This is a genomic window from Variovorax sp. W2I14 (genome assembly GCF_050435205.1).
Lineage (GTDB): Bacteria > Pseudomonadota > Gammaproteobacteria > Burkholderiales > Burkholderiaceae_C > Variovorax > Variovorax paradoxus_C.
In genome coordinates this window covers 6,969,556-6,988,476 of record NZ_JBNDJX010000001.1, presented here as the reverse complement: position 1 = coordinate 6,988,476, position 18,921 = coordinate 6,969,556, and the positions used below count along the sequence as shown (strand labels likewise).

Annotated in this window: 20 protein-coding genes; 18 read left to right on the top strand and 2 right to left on the bottom strand. The window is 68.4% G+C overall.

The window, feature by feature from the left end; all coding sequences use genetic code 11:
• The first annotated feature begins 101 nt into the window (after window positions 1-101).
• The 8 genes from QF040_RS32470 (at window position 102) to QF040_RS32435 (ending at window position 6,301) form a co-directional block, all read left to right on the top strand.
• Window positions 102-782, top strand: coding sequence for a hypothetical protein (locus QF040_RS32470; protein WP_429614337.1), 681 nt, complete (start codon window positions 102-104; stop codon window positions 780-782).
• A gap of 47 nt (window positions 783-829) precedes the next feature.
• The gene (locus QF040_RS32465; protein WP_429614336.1) at window positions 830-2,140 is read left to right on the top strand and encodes an MFS transporter; all 1,311 of its coding nucleotides are present in this window, start codon (window positions 830-832) and stop codon (window positions 2,138-2,140) included.
• Between the two features lie 7 nt (window positions 2,141-2,147).
• Window positions 2,148-2,861: a DUF2848 domain-containing protein gene (locus QF040_RS32460; RefSeq protein ID WP_429614335.1), complete on the top strand. Its 714-nt coding sequence runs from the start codon at window positions 2,148-2,150 to the stop codon at window positions 2,859-2,861.
• Complete coding sequence (locus tag QF040_RS32455) at window positions 2,861-4,210, top strand: amidase (RefSeq protein ID WP_429614334.1); 1,350 nt, start codon at window positions 2,861-2,863, stop codon at window positions 4,208-4,210. Before QF040_RS32460 ends, QF040_RS32455 begins: the two co-directional genes overlap by 1 nt.
• Window positions 4,211-4,308: 98 nt before the next feature.
• On the top strand, window positions 4,309-4,806 hold the full coding sequence (locus tag QF040_RS32450) for an N-acetyltransferase family protein (RefSeq protein WP_429614333.1): 498 nt from the start codon (window positions 4,309-4,311) through the stop codon (window positions 4,804-4,806).
• A gap of 35 nt (window positions 4,807-4,841) precedes the next feature.
• Window positions 4,842-5,120 (top strand): DUF2277 domain-containing protein, encoded by a 279-nt coding sequence (locus QF040_RS32445; RefSeq protein ID WP_429614332.1) that lies wholly within the window; start codon window positions 4,842-4,844, stop codon window positions 5,118-5,120.
• Between the two features lie 98 nt (window positions 5,121-5,218).
• The gene (locus tag QF040_RS32440; RefSeq protein ID WP_013539924.1) at window positions 5,219-5,620 is read left to right on the top strand and encodes a GFA family protein; all 402 of its coding nucleotides are present in this window, start codon (window positions 5,219-5,221) and stop codon (window positions 5,618-5,620) included.
• Between the two features lie 54 nt (window positions 5,621-5,674).
• Window positions 5,675-6,301 carry a LysE family translocator gene (locus QF040_RS32435; RefSeq protein ID WP_013539923.1) on the top strand — a complete coding sequence of 209 codons (627 nt, stop codon included), beginning with the start codon at window positions 5,675-5,677 and terminating at the stop codon, window positions 6,299-6,301.
• Between the two features lie 55 nt (window positions 6,302-6,356).
• Here QF040_RS32435 and QF040_RS32430 read toward each other — a convergent pair whose 3' ends face one another.
• Window positions 6,357-6,560: a thrombospondin type 3 repeat-containing protein gene (locus tag QF040_RS32430; protein WP_373424167.1), complete on the bottom strand. Its 204-nt coding sequence runs from the start codon at window positions 6,558-6,560 to the stop codon at window positions 6,357-6,359.
• A gap of 263 nt (window positions 6,561-6,823) precedes the next feature.
• On the opposite strand from QF040_RS32430, the gene pbpC reads away from it, so the two are divergent.
• The 10 genes from pbpC to QF040_RS32380 all read left to right on the top strand — a co-directional run bounded on the left by pbpC (window position 6,824) and on the right by QF040_RS32380 (window position 18,349).
• Entirely contained in the window at window positions 6,824-9,061 is a 2,238-nt protein-coding gene (pbpC, locus tag QF040_RS32425) for a penicillin-binding protein 1C (protein ID WP_429614331.1), read from the top strand.
• 50 nt (window positions 9,062-9,111) lie between these two features.
• On the top strand, window positions 9,112-10,587 hold the full coding sequence (locus QF040_RS32420; RefSeq protein ID WP_429614330.1) for a TPM domain-containing protein: 1,476 nt from the start codon (window positions 9,112-9,114) through the stop codon (window positions 10,585-10,587).
• A gap of 87 nt (window positions 10,588-10,674) precedes the next feature.
• Entirely contained in the window at window positions 10,675-11,595 is a 921-nt protein-coding gene (locus tag QF040_RS32415; RefSeq protein WP_176661468.1) for a hypothetical protein, read from the top strand.
• Between the two features lie 111 nt (window positions 11,596-11,706).
• On the top strand, window positions 11,707-12,387 hold the full coding sequence (locus tag QF040_RS32410) for a FadR/GntR family transcriptional regulator (protein ID WP_429614329.1): 681 nt from the start codon (window positions 11,707-11,709) through the stop codon (window positions 12,385-12,387).
• Between the two features lie 61 nt (window positions 12,388-12,448).
• Window positions 12,449-13,765 carry a CynX/NimT family MFS transporter gene (locus tag QF040_RS32405; protein ID WP_429614328.1) on the top strand — a complete coding sequence of 439 codons (1,317 nt, stop codon included), beginning with the start codon at window positions 12,449-12,451 and terminating at the stop codon, window positions 13,763-13,765.
• Between the two features lie 36 nt (window positions 13,766-13,801).
• Entirely contained in the window at window positions 13,802-14,446 is a 645-nt protein-coding gene (locus tag QF040_RS32400; RefSeq protein ID WP_429614327.1) for an ABC transporter ATP-binding protein, read from the top strand.
• 150 nt (window positions 14,447-14,596) lie between these two features.
• Complete coding sequence (locus QF040_RS32395; protein WP_429614326.1) at window positions 14,597-16,834, top strand: NADP-dependent isocitrate dehydrogenase; 2,238 nt, start codon at window positions 14,597-14,599, stop codon at window positions 16,832-16,834.
• 132 nt (window positions 16,835-16,966) lie between these two features.
• On the top strand, window positions 16,967-17,365 hold the full coding sequence (locus QF040_RS32390; RefSeq protein ID WP_429614325.1) for a GNAT family N-acetyltransferase: 399 nt from the start codon (window positions 16,967-16,969) through the stop codon (window positions 17,363-17,365).
• Window positions 17,366-17,406: 41 nt separating this feature from the next.
• Complete coding sequence (locus tag QF040_RS32385; protein WP_429614324.1) at window positions 17,407-17,742, top strand: DUF1161 domain-containing protein; 336 nt, start codon at window positions 17,407-17,409, stop codon at window positions 17,740-17,742.
• Window positions 17,743-17,758: 16 nt separating this feature from the next.
• Complete coding sequence (locus QF040_RS32380) at window positions 17,759-18,349, top strand: NADPH-dependent FMN reductase (RefSeq protein WP_429614323.1); 591 nt, start codon at window positions 17,759-17,761, stop codon at window positions 18,347-18,349.
• Here the strand turns inward: QF040_RS32380 and QF040_RS32375 are convergent.
• Complete coding sequence (locus QF040_RS32375; RefSeq protein WP_429614322.1) at window positions 18,343-18,888, bottom strand: nucleoside 2-deoxyribosyltransferase; 546 nt, start codon at window positions 18,886-18,888, stop codon at window positions 18,343-18,345. The genes QF040_RS32380 and QF040_RS32375 overlap by 7 nt on opposite strands.
• Window positions 18,889-18,921 lie beyond the last annotated feature (33 nt).

The window sequence follows — 18,921 nt, the reverse complement described above, 5'->3', positions numbered from 1 at the left end:
TCTTGTGGCTGTCGCCCAAAAAAACTCGTTTGTGACAGTCCGACCTCGCGACGGAAGATCGCGCCTTCATTTTTCGAAGGCCCGCCTCCTCTTCCGTCGCCATGAACAACGCACCTGACTCTTCCCCTCTCGCAGCGAACGCGAACGGCATGCTCTTCGTCGCGTCCGACGTGGCGCCGGCCGACGAGGCCGACTTCAACCGCTGGTACGACAGGGAGCATGTGGAAGAGCGCGTGCGCATCCCCGGCTTTCTCTCGGGCGCGCGTTACTTCTCGCTCGAAGGCGGGCGCAAGTACCTGGGGCTGTACCGCACCGAATCGCTGGCTGTGTTCGGCTCGCCGGGCTACCGCGCCGCGTTCGAGAAGCAGACGCCGTGGTCCCTTGCCAACCTCGACCGCATGCGCCAGCCGATCCGCCGCGTGTGCGCCGTGCGGGCGGTGACGGGCTTCGGCAGCGGCAGCCACGTGGTCGTGTTGCCGCTCGGTCTTGCAGGCGACATCGAGGCGCTGGTCGCGCGCGCCGCTGCCGCCGGCCGCCGGCTTGCAGAGCAGGCAGGCTTCGTGCAGTCGTACCTGCTCGCACCCGACACCACGCTCAGCACGCCGCTGCCGCGCGAAGCCACCGAAGGCCGCGTGCTGCAGCCGATGCTGGTCGTCGAAACCAGCAGCGCCGATGCCGCGCGCGCCGCACGTACCGCAGCAGCCTCCGCACTCGACGCCGACCCGGCCGCCGGCTGGCTGCTCGCACTCGGCTGGAAGCTGAGTGCGGCCGAGCTGAACTGATCTCACGCCTCCCGACTTTCCTCTCTCCATTGAACAAGGGCATCTCCATGACCGAACACGTTCTCAAGGCCCCGGCCACCGCCGCGGCACCGCCCAAGATGGGCCGGCTCGCGATGGCCAGCTCCATCGGCACCACGCTGGAGTGGTACGACTTCACCGTCTACAACATCATGGCCGCACTGGTCTTCAACGCGGTGTTCTTCCCGTCGTTCGATCCGCTCACCGGCACCATCCTCGCCTTCTCGACCTATGCGGTCGGCTACATCTCGCGGCCGCTCGGCGGCGTGGTGTTCGGGCACCTGGGCGACCGGCTCGGCCGGCGCTTCGTGCTGGTGGCCACGCTGGTCATCATGGGTGTCTCGACCGGCCTCATGGGGCTGCTGCCGACCTACGCGGCGTGGGGCATCTGGGCACCGGTGGCACTGGTCGCGCTGCGCTTCGTGCAGGGCGTGGCGCTCGGCGGCGAATGGGCCGGCGCGGTGCTCTTGTCGATGGAACACGGCAAGCCTGATGAGCGCGGCCGCAACGCCTCGTTCACGCAGATCGGCCCGTCGTTCGGCACGCTGATCGGCACCGGCTTCATCGCTGCGGTCTCGGCCTGGCTGAGCCCGGAAGACTTCATGGCCTGGGGCTGGCGCATTCCGTTCATCTCCAGCGTGGCGCTGGTGCTGTTCGGCCTGTGGTTGCGCCGCGGCGTGGACGAGACCCCGGTGTTCCTCGAGATGGAACAGAAGAAGGCCACCGCCAAGACGCCCGTGAAGGAGGTGTTCACGCAGCACTGGCGCCGCCTGCTGGTGGCCGGCGGTTCGCGCATCGGTTCCGACGTTCTGTATGCGCTGGTGGTGGTGTTCACGCTCACCTACGTGACGACGGTGCTGCACCTGTCGCGGCCGCTCGCCCTCACCGCGACGATGATCGGCGCCGCCTGCAACGCGATCGCGGTGCCCTACTTCGGCAGCTTGTCGGACCGCATCGGCCGCAAGCCCGTCTACATCGCCGGCGCCGTGCTGGGCATCGTCTGGGCCTTCGTGTTCTTCGTGCTGATGAACAGCGCGCAGCCTATCGCGATCTGCGCGGCGGTGGTGGTCGGACTGATCATCCACGCGATCATGTACGGCCCGCAGGCGGCCTTCGTGACCGAGCAGTTCCCGGGCCGCGTGCGCTATGCCGGCTCGTCGCTGGCCTACACGCTGGCCGGCATCCTGGGCGGCGGCTTCGCGCCGCTGATCATCGCCAGTCTCTACAAGTCGTGGGGCACCACGGTGGCCGTGTCGCTGTACGTGACGGTGGCTCTCTGCATCACGCTGGTCGCGCTCGTCATCGCCCGCGAAACCGCCAAGAAGCCCCTGGAAGCCTGAGACCGCCATGCAATTGCGTTTTGCCTGCGAAACCGTGAGCGCCGACGGCGCCCGCGCCATCGAACTGCGTTCCGTCGAACCCACCGCGCTGGTGGTGGCCGGATGGACCGGCCGCGACGTCGCGGCCATCGAACACCACATCGAGGAGCTGGCCGCCATCGGCGTGCCGCGCCCTTCGAGCGTGCCGCTGTACTACCGGGTGGCCGCACAGCTGCTGACCCAGTCGCCCGCCATCGAGGCGCTCGGCGACCAGAGCTCCGGCGAGGCCGAGCCCGTGTTCTTCTTCTCGCAAGGCGAGTGGTGGCTGAGCGTGGCCTCGGACCACACCGACCGCCAGGTCGAGAGCTACTCGGTCGCCGTCTCCAAGCAGATGTGCGCCAAGCCCGTGGCCCAGGTGGCCTGGCGCTGGCGCGACGTGCAGGCGCACCAGGACGAGATCGAATTGCACTCGCGCATCCTCGAGGATGGCCGCTGGGTGGACTACCAGCGCGGCACGCTTGCGTCGATCCGCCCGCTGGCCGCACTGCGTGACGGCATGCCGGGCGCGGATGCGGCACCCGAGGGCCTCTTCATGACCTGCGGCACGCTCGGCGCGCTGCCGAATGCGAAGGGCGAAGGCATCCGCCCCGCCGCGCAGATGGAAATCGAACTGCGCGACCCGCGCCTGCAGCGGCGCATCGTGCATCGCTATGCAGTGAACGCACTGCCGGTGGTGGCGTGATGCGCGGCACCGGCAACCTCTCCATCGCCGCGCTGCGCGAAGGCATTGCGCGCGGCGAGCTGACGCACGAAGCGCTGATCCAGCAGGTGCTCGAAGCGGCCGCGCTGCCTTCGGCGCAGCACGTGTTCACCAAGACCTACGCCGATGCGGCACTCGCGGCGGCGCGCCATGCGGACGCGGCGCAGAAGGCCGGCGTGCAGCTCGGCGCGCTCGCGGGCCTGCCGGTGTCGGTCAAGGACCTGTACGACGTCGCGGGCGAAACCACGATGGCCGGCTCCGCCGTCTGCAAGGGCGAACCGCCGGCCGCGCGCGATGCAGCGGCCGTGGCGCGGCTGCGCACGCAGGGCGCGGCCATCGTCGGCAAGACCAACATGACCGAGTTCGCGTTCTCGGGCGTGGGCATCAACCCGCACTACGGCACGCCGCGCAACCCGGCCGATGCGAACACACCGCGCATTCCGGGCGGCTCCTCGTCAGGCGCGGCCGTGTCGGTGGCGCTGGGCCTCGCGGTCGCGGGGCTGGGGTCGGACACGGGCGGGTCGATCCGCATCCCGGCCGCGCTGTGCGGGCTCGTGGGTTTCAAGAGCACGCAGTCGCGCGCGCCGCGCACGGGTGCCTTCGAGCTCGCGCGTTCGCTCGACACCGTCTGCGCGATGGCGCGCAGCGTCGAAGACTGCCTCGTCGCCGATGCGGCCATTGCCGATGCGCCGCTCGTGGTTCGCCGGCGTCCGCTCCAGGGCCTGCGCCTCGCGGTGCCGCGCACGCTGATGTTCGACGGCATCGAGCCCGCGGTCGCGCGCGCCTTCGAGCGTTCGGTGCAGGCTCTGTCGGCGGCGGGTGCACAGGTGGTGGACATCACGATGACCGAACTCGCCGAGATCGCGTCGATCAACGCGCCCGGCGGCTTCTCGCCCATCGAAGCATCGGCCGTTCACCGCGAGCGCTTCGCTGCGAAGCGCGAGGGTTTCGACTCGCGCGTGGCCGCCCGCATCGCGCTCGGCACCGAGGTGCGCGCCGCCGACTACATCGTCATGCAGGACCGCCGCCGCGACTGGATCGGCCGTGTCGAACATGCGCTCGAAGGCTTCGACGCGCTCATCTGCCCGACCGTGCCGGTCGTCGCGCCGCCCATCGCATCGCTGGCCGAGGACGCGGCGTTTTTCCAAGCCAACGGCCTCCTGCTGCGCAACACCTTCGCGATCAACTTCCTCGACGGATGCGCGTTCAGCCTGCCATGCCATGCGCCGGACGAACTGCCGGTGGGGTTGATGCTCTCGTCGGTGCGCGGCGACGACGCGCGGCTCGCGGCCGTGGCGCTGGCCGTGGAGCCGGTGCTGCGCTTCGCCTGAAGCGGAGGGCGCCGGATCAGGGGTGCCCCCTTGATTCGGCTATCTTCTTGCGAAAGCCGCTTTCCGCCGTCGGATCCACTGGCAACGAGGCCTCTCGCATGACTGTCCATTCCATCGTTTCTACCGAAGAGCGCCACTTCGAGAGCCTGCACAAGGCGCTCGACGTCGTGGCACGCGAACAAAAATACCTCGCGCTGACCCAGGCGCCGCCGTGGGAACGATCGCTTGCCTTCTACCGCGACGTGCTGGCACAAGGCTTTCCGCATGTCGTCGCGGTCGACGCCGGCGACAAGGTCGTGGGCTGGTGCGACGTGTCGCCGGTATTCGGGCATTCGCGCGCGCACATCGGCATCCTGGGCATCGCCCTGCTGCCCGAGGCGCGCGGTCGGGGCCTGGGCACGCAGCTGCTGCAGGCGGCCATCGACAGGTCGTGGGCGCGGGGGCTGACGCGCATCGAGCTCTCGGTCCGCGCGGACAACCTGAATGCCAAGGCGCTGTACGAGCGGCTGGGCTTCGAACACGAAGGCCTCGCGCGGCGCGCGAGCCTGATCGATGGCATTTACCACGACGCGTTCAGGATGGCGCTGCTTCGCTAGACTGAAGCATTCACTGCAATTTGGAGAGCGTGCCCATGTGCAGAAGCATCAAGACCCTCTACAACTTCGAGCCCCCCGCCACCGAGCAGGAGATACGCGCCGCCGCGCTGCAGTTCGTGCGCAAGCTCAGCGGTTTCAGCGTGCCGTCGAAGGCCAACGAACAAGCCTTCGAGCGCGCGGTCGACGAGGTGGCCGCCACAGCGGCGCGCCTGATCGACTCGCTGGTCACCACCGCCGAGCCGAAGGACCGTGCCGTCGAGGCCGAGCGCGCCAAGGCCCGGTCGGCCGCCCGCTTCGGCACCGCACCGGCCTGAAAAGAAGAAGAAAAGCCCTCGCCGATGCCAGTTGGCACGGCCTTTGATATCGTGTTTGCCGGCTGCTCCCATCGACCCACGGAGCACCGAACAAGCACATGAAAAAGACCTACACCGGCGGCTGCCACTGTGACGCCGTGCGATTCGAAGCCGACATCGACCTGAGCCTGGGAACCCTGCGGTGCAACTGCGCGATCTGCACCCAGACGCGCTTCTGGCCCGCCATCGTCGCGCCCGACGCCTTCCGGCTGCTCGCAGGCGAATCCGAACTCACCGAGCAGATGCTCGACACCAGCAACAGCCACTACATCGTGTGCAAGCGCTGCGGCGTGCGCGCCTTCGGCGTGGGCCATTCGCCGGACACCGGCGCCAGTGCCTATGGCGTGAACGTGACCTGCCTGGACGATGCGGACCTGGACGACCTGGCCAATTCGCCGATCAGCTACGTGGACGGCCACCGCGGCGCCTGGCATGTGGCGCGCACGGCCATCGGTAGCTGACGAAGCGCCCCGCTTCCACCAACCCAAACACCAACACCACCAGGAGACAACCTCATGCCCATCGAACTCTGGCTCGCCTTCGTCGCGGCCTCCGCCGTGCTCCTGATCATTCCGGGGCCGACCATCCTCACGGTGATCAGCTACTCGATGTCGCATGGCCGCCGCGCCAATGTGCCGCTGGTCGCCGCGGTGGCGCTGGGCGACTCGACCGCGCTGGTGGTGTCGCTGCTGGGGCTGGGCGCGCTGCTCGCGACTTCGGCCTTCTGGTTCACGGTGGTGAAGTGGATCGGCGGGCTGTACCTGTTGTACCTGGGCATCCGGCTGATGCGCGCGGGGATCATGTCCACCGAGATGGCCGCGCCCGCGGCGCCGGCCTCGCGGTGGAAGCTCTTTGCCAACACCTATCTGGTGACAGCGCTGAACCCCAAGGGCATCGTGTTCTTCGTGGCGTTCCTGCCGCAGTTCATCAGCCCGGCCGCCGACGTGACGCGGCAGATGTGGGTGCTGGCCGTGACTTTCGTGGCGATGGCCGCGCTCAACGCGACGCTGTATGCGGTGTTCGCTGGCTCGGCGCGCAAGCTGCTTTCGTCGCCGCGCGCGCAACGGCGCTTCAATCTGACCGGGGGTTCGCTGCTGAGCGCGGCGGGCATCTGGGCGCTGATGGCGCGCCGGCCGGGATAAAACGAGATGCTCAAAAAAAAGGCCGCGAAGCGCAGTGCTTCGCGGCCTTTTTTCTTTAGCGGTTCGGGTTGTTCGGCGCCCGGTCGTAGCGGTTCGGGACACCGTCGCCATCGCGGTCGCGGTCATAGCGGTTCGGCACGCCGTCGCGATCACGGTCGCGCTGGGCGCGCGGCGGCGGGTTGTTGTCGTACGGTGCGACCACGCAGCCGGCCAGGGCGGCCGATGCGGCCAGCACGATCGTCAGTGTCTTCATCATCATGATGCGTTCTCCTTGGAGTGGTTATGAAACCGCGCTCGCCTCCAGCGAGCCGGTAGGGCATTGAAGGCCACGCCGGTACGCGTTGGGCTTCTCCATTGAAGCCTTCGCGTGAAGTTCGTTACCGGATGTGGAATCTGCTGTGAACTTTGGGTCGAAGTCGTCGTGCCGGCAAGGCGGCAAGCCACCCGTTGCCGAGTAGGCGGGGGGCTCGTGGTGCATCGCAGAGAATGCGGGCACCCGTCCTGAACCCTCCCTCGCCTTCGATGCCGTTGCTTGCGCTTTCCATTCATCGAGCCTTCGCCGTGGCCGTGCTGTCCGCGGCCTGTGCGCACCCGGCCTGGGCGCTCACGAGCTTCGAGGACGTGAAGCGCGATTTCCGCTCCTCCGACACCGCCGTGCTCGACCGCAACGGCGAGCTGCTGCAGCGCGTGCGCACCGACGCCACCGTGCGGCGCGGCCAGTGGATCGCGCTGGCCGACGTGTCGCCGGCCCTGCGCACGGCCATGGTGCTGAGCGAAGACCGCCGCTTCTACGAACACAGCGGCATCGACTGGCGCGCGGTGTCGTCCGCCGCCTGGAGCAATCTCTGGAACACGCGCACCCGCGGCGCATCGACCATCACGATGCAGCTCTCGGGCCTGCTCGACGAGGACCTGCGACGCGCTTCCGGCGGTCGCAGCTTCACGCAGAAGATCGGCCAGACCGTGGCGGCCACCCAGCTGGAGCGCAACTGGCGCAAGGACCAGATCCTGGAGGCGTATCTCAACACCGTGCCCTTCCGCGGCGAGATCGTGGGCATCGATGCGCTCTCGCGCACCTTGTTCAGCAAGGCGCCCAGCGGCCTCGATGCGCGCGAGGCCGCCGTGGCCGCCGCACTGGTGCGCGCGCCCAATGCCAAGCCCGCGCTCGTGGCTCAGCGCGCCTGCGAGGTGCTGCGCGCGATGGAGCCCGAGCGGAAGGTCGATTGCGATGCCATCGACATGTTCACCAGCGCGGCAGTGCAGCGGCGCGCTTTCGATGCCAACGAGGGCATCGCGCCGCATGCCGCGCGGCGGGTGCTGCGCGAGATGCGCGATGCGGCAGCTACCAATCCGGCCGCTCCGCAGAAAGGGAGAGACACGAGCGTTCGCACCACCTTGCGCGCGCCGTTGCAGCGCTTCGCGCTCGACTCCCTGCAGCGCCACCTGCGCGAACTGCGCGACCGGCACGTGGAAGACGGCGCGCTCGTGGTGCTCGACAACGCGAGCGGCGAAGTGCTCGCATGGGTCGGCTCCTCCGGGCCGCTGAGCCACGCGGCCGAGGTTGATGGCGTGACCGCATTGCGCCAGCCGGGCTCCACGCTGAAGCCGCTGCTCTACGGCCAAGCGATTGCCGAGAAGCGGATCACCGCCGCCTCGCTGATCGAGGACTCGTCGGCGCAGATCAGCACCGCGAGCGGCCTCTACATTCCGCAGAACTACGACCGGCAGTTCAAGGGCCCCGTCTCCGCGCGCACCGCGCTGGCCGCATCGCTCAACGTGCCGGCGGTGCGCACGCTGGTGATGGTGTCGCCCGAATCGTTTGCGCGCAGCCTGCGCGCGGCCGGCCTGCCGCTGCGCGAGAGCGGCGACTACTACGGCTACAGCCTCGCGCTCGGCAGCGCCGAGGTGTCGCTGCTGTCGCTCGCCAACGCCTACCGCATGGTGGCCAACGGCGGGCGCTACGGCACGACGACACTGACCGCGCAGCCGCCGGCATCCGCCGCCGACAAGGCGAAGGCGGCCGCGGTGGCACCGCTGCTCGATCCGCGCGCCGCGTTCATCGTCGGCGACATCCTCTCCGACCCGAATGCGCGAACACGCACCTTCGGCCTGGACAGCATCCTCTCGACCCGCTTCTGGACCGCGGTGAAGACCGGCACCAGCAAGGACATGCGCGACAACTGGGCGGTGGGCTGGTCGCAGCGCTACACGGTCGGCGTGTGGGTGGGCAACGCGAGCGGCGCGTCGATGTGGGATGTGAGCGGCACCAGCGGCGCCGCGCCGGTGTGGGCCGAGGTGATGCGCTTCCTGCACGCGCGCGAGCCGAGCCGCGCGCCTGCGCCGCCCGCCGGCCTCGTCGAGGCGCGCGTGGAGTTCGGCCCCGCCGCCGACGGCAACGCCATCGAGGCGGCACGCAGCGAGTGGTTCCTGCAAGGCACCGAGCAGCCGCTCTTCGCCCTGGACACCGGCATGGCGACCGACGCCTTCGCCGCGCGCATCACCGCGCCCTCGGACGGCACCATCATCGCGCTCGACCCCGACATTCCGCCGCTGCGCCAGCGCGTGCGCTTCGAGTCCGAGGGCCGCGGCGTGCAATGGCGCATCGACGGCAAGCCCTTTGCGCGCGGCAACAACGCGCAGTGGCTGCCATGGCCCGGGCGCCACGTGATCGAACTGGTCGATGCCTCCGGCAAGGTGGTCGACCAGCGCAAGCTCGAGGTGCGCGGCGCTGGCGTGGTGACGAAGAGCGCGCGCCGATGAGGATGCAGGGCGAGTCGACAACAACTATCGCAACTGGAGGACCGATTCCGATGCAGTGTCGCAAGGGGCAGAAGACAGCCTGGCCATGGCTGCAGTTGTGGATGGGGCTTTTGTTCATCGCCATGCTGGCCTGGCATGGCGGCGCTGAGGCCAGGCCGGTCCCCGTGCCCGCCATGGACTCGCGCTTGGTGGACCTCACGAAAACGCTGGACGCGCGCGAAGCCGACGCGCTTCGCAGCGACATCCGCGGCCTCGAGCAGAACACGCAGGCCCAGCTCGCGGTGCTGATCGTGCCGACCACGGGCGAGGACTCCATCGAGCACTACGCCACCCGCGTCTTCGCAGAGTGGCAGCTCGGCCACGAGGGCGAAGACGACGGCGTGCTGCTGCTGGTGGCGCTGAAAGACCGCAAGATGCGCATCGAAGTCGGCACGGGCCTGGAAGGCCGGATCACCGACATACAGGCCGCTCGCATCATCGACCAGCAGATGAAGCCGCGCTTTCGCGACAACGACTATGCCGGCGGCATCCAGGCGGCCGTGCAGTCGCTGTCGGCGCTGATCGAAGCGCCCGTGGCGACGCAGCCGGTCGAATCCGAAGCGTCCGCGCCGGAGGAAAAGAAGCCACATCCGCTCGCGGCGTTCCTGCAGCCTCTCGAAGGCATGCAGATGAACTGGGCCGTGCTCGGCGCGATGCTCTGGACGCTGGCCGTCGGCATCTGGTACGGACGCACCGCGCCCGCCACCGGCTCCGGACCGCGTGTGGTGGTGCGCGGCACGGGCAAGCGCGGCCGCAAGGTGCGCCGCGCCGCTGAGCGCGAAGCCGTGGTGCGCTCGGCACTGTGGGCCGACCTGCAGACGCAGGAAACGCCGCCCCGCAAGCGACCGGGCCGGCTCACGGTGCTGGGGCTGGTGGTCGCCGGCCAGGCGGCCGCGGCGCTGGCGGTGATGAACCTCGCGCTGCCGCTCTTTCTCCTCACGCCCGCCGGCCTGGTGTACGGCGTCGGCTACCTGTCGGGTCGGTTCAAGGGCGCGCGCTGGTTTTTCATCGGCCTGGCGGCGCTGATCGCGGGCCTGGTCGCCCTCGGCGTCTACCTCGGCGCAGACCGCTTCTTCTGGGGCCTGCTCTGGGTCATGTGCGGCGGCGTCGCGCTGCTGTTCACCAGCCTCATCGTCATCGGCAACCGGAAGAGCTGGCGGCGCAGCCAGCTGGGCTTCTTCATCCGGTGGGTCATCGTGCTCGGCATCCTCGGCTTCATGCTGGTGGAGACGAACCCGGGCCCGGTGCCCGACGAGAGCTGGATCCCCGCCGCGCTGGCGACCTTCCTTGCGCTGCTGTTCGCATTCCTGCCGTTCGAGGGCGGCGGCGGGCGGGACGATGACAGCGACGGCAGCGACAGCGGATGGAGCAGCAGCAGCAGCAGTTCTTCAAGCAGCAGCAGCTCGTCGGACAGCTCGTCGTCTTCGTCTTCCGACAGCGGCGGAGGTGGTTCCAGCAGCGGCGGCGGGGCGTCGGGCAGTTGGTGACAGGTTACCCACCCGGTCAAACGCCAGCTATTCACCGCCTCGCGAGTGACTTAGGATGGCGCCGCCTCCCACTCCCACGGCCTCCCTATGGATTCATTGACCGCACTCTGGGGTGACTTCCTCGTCTTCGCGGGCGTCATCTTCGGCATCCTGCGGAAAGTGCCCGACGTCTTCTGGGCCGCGCTGATCGCCGCCGCCCTAGCGCTGTGGGGCGTGAAGGTCGCGAACCGCGACAACGCGCGGCACTTCATGCGGCAGCTTCGGCACGACAAGGACGAGAAGGCGGCCCAGCGGCTGGCGGACCTGCGCCGCGACGTGTATCTGCATGCCATCGACCAGTTCGTGCATGCCAGTTCCTACCTGAGCTCGCTGCCGACTGCGGACCTCAACAAGGCCGACGCGGCACAACCGCTGCAGGGCTTCTTCGCGGCGGCGGCCAAGCTGCAGATGGTGTCGGAGGCCAAGACCTCGGCGCTGGTGTCCGACCTCATCGGCACCTTCAGCGCGCTGCATTTCAAGCTCATCGGCGCGGCACAGCCGATCCAGCAGGTCTTGAGCGAAATCGACTTCTACACAACGCTCTGCGAAGGCGCGGTGGCCGAGCAGAAGCGCGCGCTTTCTGCCATCGACCAGTTCGTGCCTTCGGGCAACGCCGAAAGCGACGAGGCCCGGCGCCGCGCGCTCGACCTCGCGCTCGACACGCAGACCAAGTTCCTGCGCGACCACAGCGAGACGCGCCAGGCCCTGCACGTCGAGCGGCATGCGCTGCACGGCGAGTTCGTCAAGAGCCTGATGCTGGGGCTGCAGGCCATCAACACGAAGATGCAGCCGATCATGGTGGCGATCCGGCGCGAGCTGAACATCGACAGCCAGATCGATGTCTACGCGGACGCCGTGTCCGAGCAGCAGGACCGCGTGGCCGGTGCCGTCGCCGAGCTGATGGCGCAGTTGGACGACCCGCGGCAGGCGCCGCCGCGGACCAAGCCCGCCAGCCTCGAGAACCGCTGAACCCGGCTGGGAGGGCCGCAGGGCCGAAAGACGAAGAGCCCATGAGGCCGACTGCGGCTTTTCGCGGATGCCAAAATTCATCCAATGATTCAATGAATAGGCACCCGAGACATGCTCGCCCAAGCCCCCCGAACCTCGCTGGCGGACGCCGCAGCCGACAGCATCCGCAATGAAATCTCCGCTGGCCGCTGGGCCATCGGCGCGCGCATTCCCATCGAGCCGCAACTGGCGCAACTGCTGGGGGTGAGCCGCGGCACGGTGCGCGAGGCCGTCAAAACGCTGGTCTCGCGCGGGCTGCTCGAAGTGCGCCAGGGCTCGGGCACCTATGTGCGCTCGGGCTACGACCCGTCGGCCAGCCTGCAGAAGATGCGGCTGGCCAGCCTGCGCGACCAGTTCGAAGTGCGCCGCGCGCTCGAGGTCGAGGCCGCCCGGCTCGCCGCGGTGCGCCATACGGCGCGGGACCTGCGCCGCCTGCACACCCTGCTCGACAAGCGCGGCGTGCCCGATGCGGAGGACGACGGCGACGGCTTCGTCGAACGCGACCTCGCCTTCCACCTGGCCATCGTCGACATCTCGGGCAACCTCGCGCTGGCCGAGACCTGCCGCTTCATCACCGGCTACATCAAGGAAACCATCGCGAGCACCCTGAGCACCAGCCTGCCCGAGCCCGACGAGGCTGCGCACCGCTCTGTCGTCGAAGCCATTGCGAGCCGAGACCCCGAGCGCGCCGCCACGGCCGTGCGCGACTTCATGGCACCGATGCTCGACGCGCTGGCGCGGAGGACGGCATGAGCGCCGCGCCGGGCCGCCCCGAGCAAGCTCGCACCGCAGTGCGAAGCACGAAGGTATTCCAATGAGCGCGATTCCCTTGAACGCCGCCACCGTGCACCGCACCCAGCCCTCGCATACGAGCACCACCGAGGAGCTGCTGATCGACGCCGAGGCCGACAGCCTGCCCGCGCCGCGCCCCACCCCAGCCCCCAGTCTCGCGCGCCGCATCCTGCTCGGCGCCAGCGTGGTGCTGATCGCCTTCAACCTGCGGCCGGTGTTCGCGAGCCTCTCGGTCGTGCTGCCCGAGATCATCCAGGCCACCGGCCTCTCGGCCACGGCCGCGAGCCTTCTGACCACGCTGCCGATCCTGTGCCTGGGCATCTTCGCGCCGCTCGCGCCCTGGCTCGGCCGGCGCTTCGGCACCGAGCGCACGCTGCTCGGGTGCATGGTGCTGATCCTCGTGGGGACGGTGCTGCGCGGCACGGGCAACATCCCGCTGCTGTTCCTGGCCTCGGCCATCGCGGGCAGCGGCATCGCGGTGTCGAACGTGCTGCTGTCGGGCCTCGTGAAGCGCGACTTCGCGAAACAGGCCGCGCTGATGATGGGCCTCTACACGATGGCCGTGTGCGGCGGCGCCGCGAGCGCTGCGGGCCTCACCGTGCCGCTCGAGCATGCGCTGGGCGGCGGCTGGACCTACGCCCTCGCCATGTGGGCCGTGCCGGCCCTGCTGGTCACGCTGATCTGGGCGCCGCAGGCGCTGCCTCTCAAGCCGGTGGCGAGCGAGTCGGGCTTCACCGTGCAGGGCCTCTGGCGCGACCGGCTCGCGTGGCAGGTCACGCTCTTCATGGGGCTGCAGTCCGCCCTCGCCTACATCGTGATGGGCTGGCTCGCGCCGATCCTGCGCGAGCGCGGGCTCGGCGGCGAGATGGCCGGCTACGTGGTGTCGCTGTCGGTCATGACGCAGGTGGTGACCTGCCTCGTGGTGCCCGCGCTGGCCGTGCGGCTGCGCAACCAGCGCGGCCTGGGCGTGGTGCTGGCGCTGCTCACGGTGAGCGCGATGCTGGCCATGCTGTTCGCGCCGCTGGGCGGGGCGTGGGTCTGGGCGTGGGCCGTGATGCTGGGCATTGCGCAGGGCGGCACTTTTGCGCTCGCGCTCACGATGATTGTGCTGCGCTCGCGCGATTCGCACGTCGCCGCGCACCTCTCGGGCATGGCGCAGGGCGTGGGCTACATGGTGGCTGCCTGCGGGCCGCTGCTGGCGGGGCTGCTGCACGGGTGGACCGGCAGCTTCCGCGCCTCGGCCTGGCTCTTCGTCGGGCTGGGCATTGCGCTGGTGATCGCGGGGCTGGGCGCGGGGCGCACGCTGTACGTGGGAGCGGTGACGGTGCCGAAGCACTGAACGAGGCCGGCGTCCGATGAGGTACAACCTCGCCTCGTGAACACCACCCCCTCGCACTCCCCCGTCCTTCGTCTGCAGGACATCGACTTCGCCTACCCCGACCAGCCCGCCATCGCCGCCGGCTGGAACGCCGCCATCGGCCCCGGCGTCACGCTGCTGTACGGCGACACCGGCGCCGGCAAGTCGGCGCTGCTGCAGGTGATCGCGGGCGTGCTGCCTGCCACCAAGGGCCGGCTGACGGTCGCGGGCACGAGCCCCGATGTGTCGCCCGAGGCGTACCGGCGCCACGTCTTCTTCGTCGACCCGGCCACGGACCGCTTCGACCAGGTCACCGCGCGGGCCTGCACCGCAACCCTCCGCGAAGGCGACGCCGGCTTCGACGACGACCTCTGGCAAACCCTGGTCGAGGGCTTTTCCCTGCCCCCGCATATCGACAAGCCGATGTACATGCTCTCCACGGGTTCGAAGCGCAAGGTGTGGCTGGCCGCCGCCCTCGCCTCGGGCCGCCCGCTGGTGCTGCTGGACGAGCCGACCGCGGCGCTGGACGCCGGTTCGGTCCGCCGCCTGTGGAGCGCCCTGGCCGACGTGGCAAGCCAGCCGGGCCGGGCCGTCATCGTCGCCAGCGCCGCGCGCATCGACGAGGTGCCGCTGGCCGCCACCATCGAGCTTCCCCTCCATTGACAGAGCCTTGCGCGGGGAGATAACCCCGGCGGCTGTCCGGGCGGGTCGCCGCCCGGCGACAATCGCGGATTCCGGCGGTCAGATCCCGCCGGAGTCTCCGGCGGAAGTTCCCGCCACCCCGACCTCCCTCAGCTTTACGGAAGCAAGCGCATGAGCACGAAGCAACCCACCATCGTCTACACCCTGACCGACGAGGCGCCCCTCCTGGCGACCTACGCGTTCCTCCCCATCGTGCGCGCCTTCACGGCCCCGGCCGGCATCAACGTCGAGACGAGCGACATCTCGGTGGCCGCCCGCGTCCTGGGCGAATTCCCCGAATTCCTGAGCGACGCACAGAAGGTGCCCGACAACCTGGCCGAACTGGGCAAGCTCACGCTCAAGCCCGAAGCCAACATCATCAAGCTGCCCAACATCAGCGCCTCGGTGTCGCAGCTCAAGTCGGCCATCAAGGAGCTGCAGGACAAGGGCTACAAGATCCCCGACTACCCCGAGAACCCGACCACCGACGAAGACAAGGACATCCGCGCGCGCTACAACAAGTGCACCGGCAGCGCCGTGAACCCGGTGCTGCGCGAAGGCAACTCGGACCGCCGCGCCCCCAATGCGGTGAAGGAATACGCCCGCAAGAACCCGCACAGCATGGCCGAGTGGAGCCAGGCTTCGCGCTCGCATGTCTCGCACATGCACGGCGGCGACTTCTATCACGGCGAAAAGTCCATGACGCTGGACCGCGCGCGCAACGTCAAGATGGAACTGATCACCAAGAGCGGCAAGACCGTGGTGCTGAAGTCCAAGGTCGCGCTGCTCGACCGCGAAGTCATCGACTCCATGTTCATGAGCAAGAAGGCCCTGCTGGCCTTCTACGAAAAGGAAATCGAGGACGCGCACAAGACCGGCGTCATGTTCTCGCTGCACGTCAAAGCCACCATGATGAAGGTCTCGCACCCCATCGTGTTCGGCCACTGCGTGAAGATCTTCTACAAGGAAGCCTTCGAGAAGCACGGCAAGCTGTTCGACGAGCTGGGCATCAATGTCAACAACGGCATGGTCGATCTCTACAACAAGATCGCCACGCTGCCCCAGAGCACGCAGGACGAGATCAAGCGCGACCTGCACGCCTGCCACGAGCACCGCCCCGAGTTGGCCATGGTCGACTCGGCCAAGGGCATCACCAATTTCCATTCGCCGAACGACGTGATCGTGGACGCCTCGATGCCCGCGATGATCCGCAACGGCGGCAAGATGTGGGGCGCCGACGGCCGCCTGAAGGACGTCAAGGCCGTGATGCCCGAATCGACCTTCGCCCGCATCTACCAGGAGATCATCAACTTCTGCAAATGGCACGGCGCCTTCGACCCCAAGACCATGGGCACCGTGCCCAACGTCGGCCTCATGGCCCAGAAGGCCGAGGAATACGGCTCGCACGACAAGACCTTCGAGATCCCCGAAGACGGCGTTGCCAACATCACCGACCTGGACACCGGCGAAGTGCTGATGAGCGAAGACGTGGAGCAGGGCGACATCTGGCGCATGTGCCAGGTCAAGGACGCCGCGATCCGCGACTGGGTGAAGCTGGCCGTCACGCGCGCGCGCAACTCCGGCATGCCGGTGGTGTTCTGGCTCGATGCCTACCGTCCGCACGAGGCGCAGCTGATCACCAAGGTCAAGATGTACCTGCACGAGCACAACACCGCGGGCCTGGACATCCAGATCATGAGCCAGGTGCGCGCCATGCGCTACACGCTGGAGCGCGTCGTGCGCGGCCTGGACACTATCAGCGCCACCGGCAACATCCTGCGCGACTACCTCACCGACCTGTTCCCGATCATGGAACTGGGCACCTCGGCCAAGATGCTGTCGATCGTGCCGCTCATGGCCGGCGGCGGCCTCTACGAAACCGGCGCGGGCGGCTCGGCCCCCAAGCACGTGCAGCAACTGGTCGAAGAAAACCACCTGCGCTGGGATTCGCTCGGCGAATTCCTCGCGCTGGCCGTGAGCCTGGAAGACCTGGGCATCAAGACCGGCAATGCCCAGGCCAAGATCCTGGCCAAGACGCTCGACGCCGCCACCGGCAAGCTGCTGGACAACAACAAGAACCCGTCGCCCAAGACCGGCCAGCTGGACAACCGCGGCAGCCAGTTCTACCTGGCGATGTACTGGGCGCAGGAACTGGCCGCGCAGACCGACGACACGGCGCTGCAATCCAAGTTCAAGAAGCTGGCCGAGACGCTGAGCGCCAACGAGAAGAAGATCGTCGACGAACTCGCGGCCGTGCAGGGCAAGCCGGTGGACATCGGCGGCTACTACCTGGCCGACCCGGTCAAGTTCGAGACGGTGATGCGCCCGAGCGCGACGCTGAACTCGGTGCTTGCATCGGCGCAAGCCTGATAGCGCGACAGAGGGCCGCATCCTCGCTTCACTGAAGTCGGATGCATGCCTCGACAACGGCCTGCCGCACATGCGGCAGGCCGTTGTCGCTTGTGAAGCTGGGTCCACCGAAAACCGAATCGAGGAGACAGAATGCAGATTCGCGAATTCACCGCTTCGGACCTCGAAGCCGTCTTGCGCCTTCTCGCGGCCAACGGGTGGTCGCACCGGATTCCGGACGAGGCCTATCTCGCCAGGTTGATCGCAGCGTCCCAGCATGCGTGGGTCGCCGTGCTCGATGGAGAAATCGCCGGCTTCGCACGCGCCCTCACCGACGGGCTCTCGAACGGCTATCTGTCGATGGTGGTCGTCGCAGCGCCATTTCGGGGGCGTGGCATCGGCCGTGCGCTGGTCGAGCACATCCTGGGCGCCGAGGACAACGTCACCTGGGTCTTGCGCGCCGGCAGGGAAGGCGCGCCGGCGTTCTTCGCCAAGCTGGGCTTCGTGCACTCGACCCTCGCGATGGAGCGGCCGCGCAGGGCGGCGTACTAGACTGTTTGCCCGTCAACCAAGCTGCGAAAGGCAGGCCAATCATGAAACCCTGGTTGATTTCCATCGCGTGCATCGCAACGGCCGGCGCGGTCCACGCCGCCGAAAGCTGCGAGACCCTGCGCGCGCAGATCGAAGCGAAGATCGGCGCCGCGGGCGTCACGCGCTTCGCGGTGCTCGTCGTCGATGCCAACGCGCCAGCGGCTGGCCAGGTGGTGGGCAGTTGCGAACTGGGCACCAGGAAGATCGTCTACCAGCGCGAGGGCGCAGGGTCGGCCCCGGCAGCAGTTCCGGCACCGGCCAGCTCGCCCGAAGACGACGACATCCTGACCGAATGCAAGGACGGCACCGTGTCCGTCGGCGGCGACTGCAAACGCTGAGAAGAAGGTGTGAACGATGGCTGACAAGATCCTGGTGTTCTATGGCTCGTACCGCTCGGACCGCATGGGCGTGCGGCTCGCCGACTTCATCGTGAGAGGCCTCGCCGCACGAGGCGCCGATGCGGAGCTGATCGACGCCAAGGCGGTCGACCTGCCGATGCTCGACCGCATGTACAAGGAATATCCGAAGGGCATGGCGCCCGCGGCGATGGAAACGCTGGCGGAAAAGATCCGCACGGCGGACGCCTTCATCTTCGTGACCGGCGAATACAACTGGGGGCCGCAGCCCGGCCTGAAGAACCTGACGGACCACTTTCTCGAAGAGTGGTTCTGGCGGCCGGCTGCGGTCGCGAGCTATTCGGCGGGACGGTTCTCGGGCGTGCGCTCGGGGACGGTGTGGCACTCGATCCTGTCGGAGATGGGAATGGTGGTGGTGTCGAGCACGCTGGCAGTGGGGCCGATTTCGCAGACGCTCGATGAAGGCGGCCAACCGACGGGCAAGGCAGGCGAAGCGCTGGAGCGCGCTTTCCCTCGGTTCGCCGATGACCTGGCTTGGTGGACCGAAGCTGCGCGCGCGCAAAGGGCGCGGAAGGCGCCGCCTTACTGACGCAGCGCGGCCAGCACCAAGGCCATCTTCTGCAGCGCCGCCTCGGGCGTCGTCTCGATGTGGATCGAGCAAGCCAGCATCAGATTCAACGGCTGGCCGAAGTCTTCGACCGCGATGCCGGTGCCGCTCTCGCGCAGCACGCCGTTCGCGTCGTGCGTGCATGGCAACGTGGCACGCGCACGGTCCGCGTAGCTGCCTTCGGGCACGCCATAGGCCACGACGGGAATCCCCAGCGCCACGGCAGCGCCGACCTCGAACACCGTGCCCGAATCCGGCTCCAGCCCCCTGAAGGACGAGAGGTTCGCCACCACGCCATCGGCGCCGCGAAGGCGCTGCATGTTGGCTTCGTAGATGCGTTTCTCCAGCGCGTCGGGCGATGGCTCTTCTTCGCCATCGGCGGGCAGCAATGCCGCCAGGCCCAATGCATCGCACGCCACCTTGAGCCGCACGAAATGGTCCCTCGCGTCCGGACGGAAAACGTCCGGGCCCGCGAGATAGATCCGGGGGCGCGTCGGGGTGTCGGTGGTCTTTGGGTCCATGGCAACAGCTTCGTCGATTTCCGGGCTCAGCTC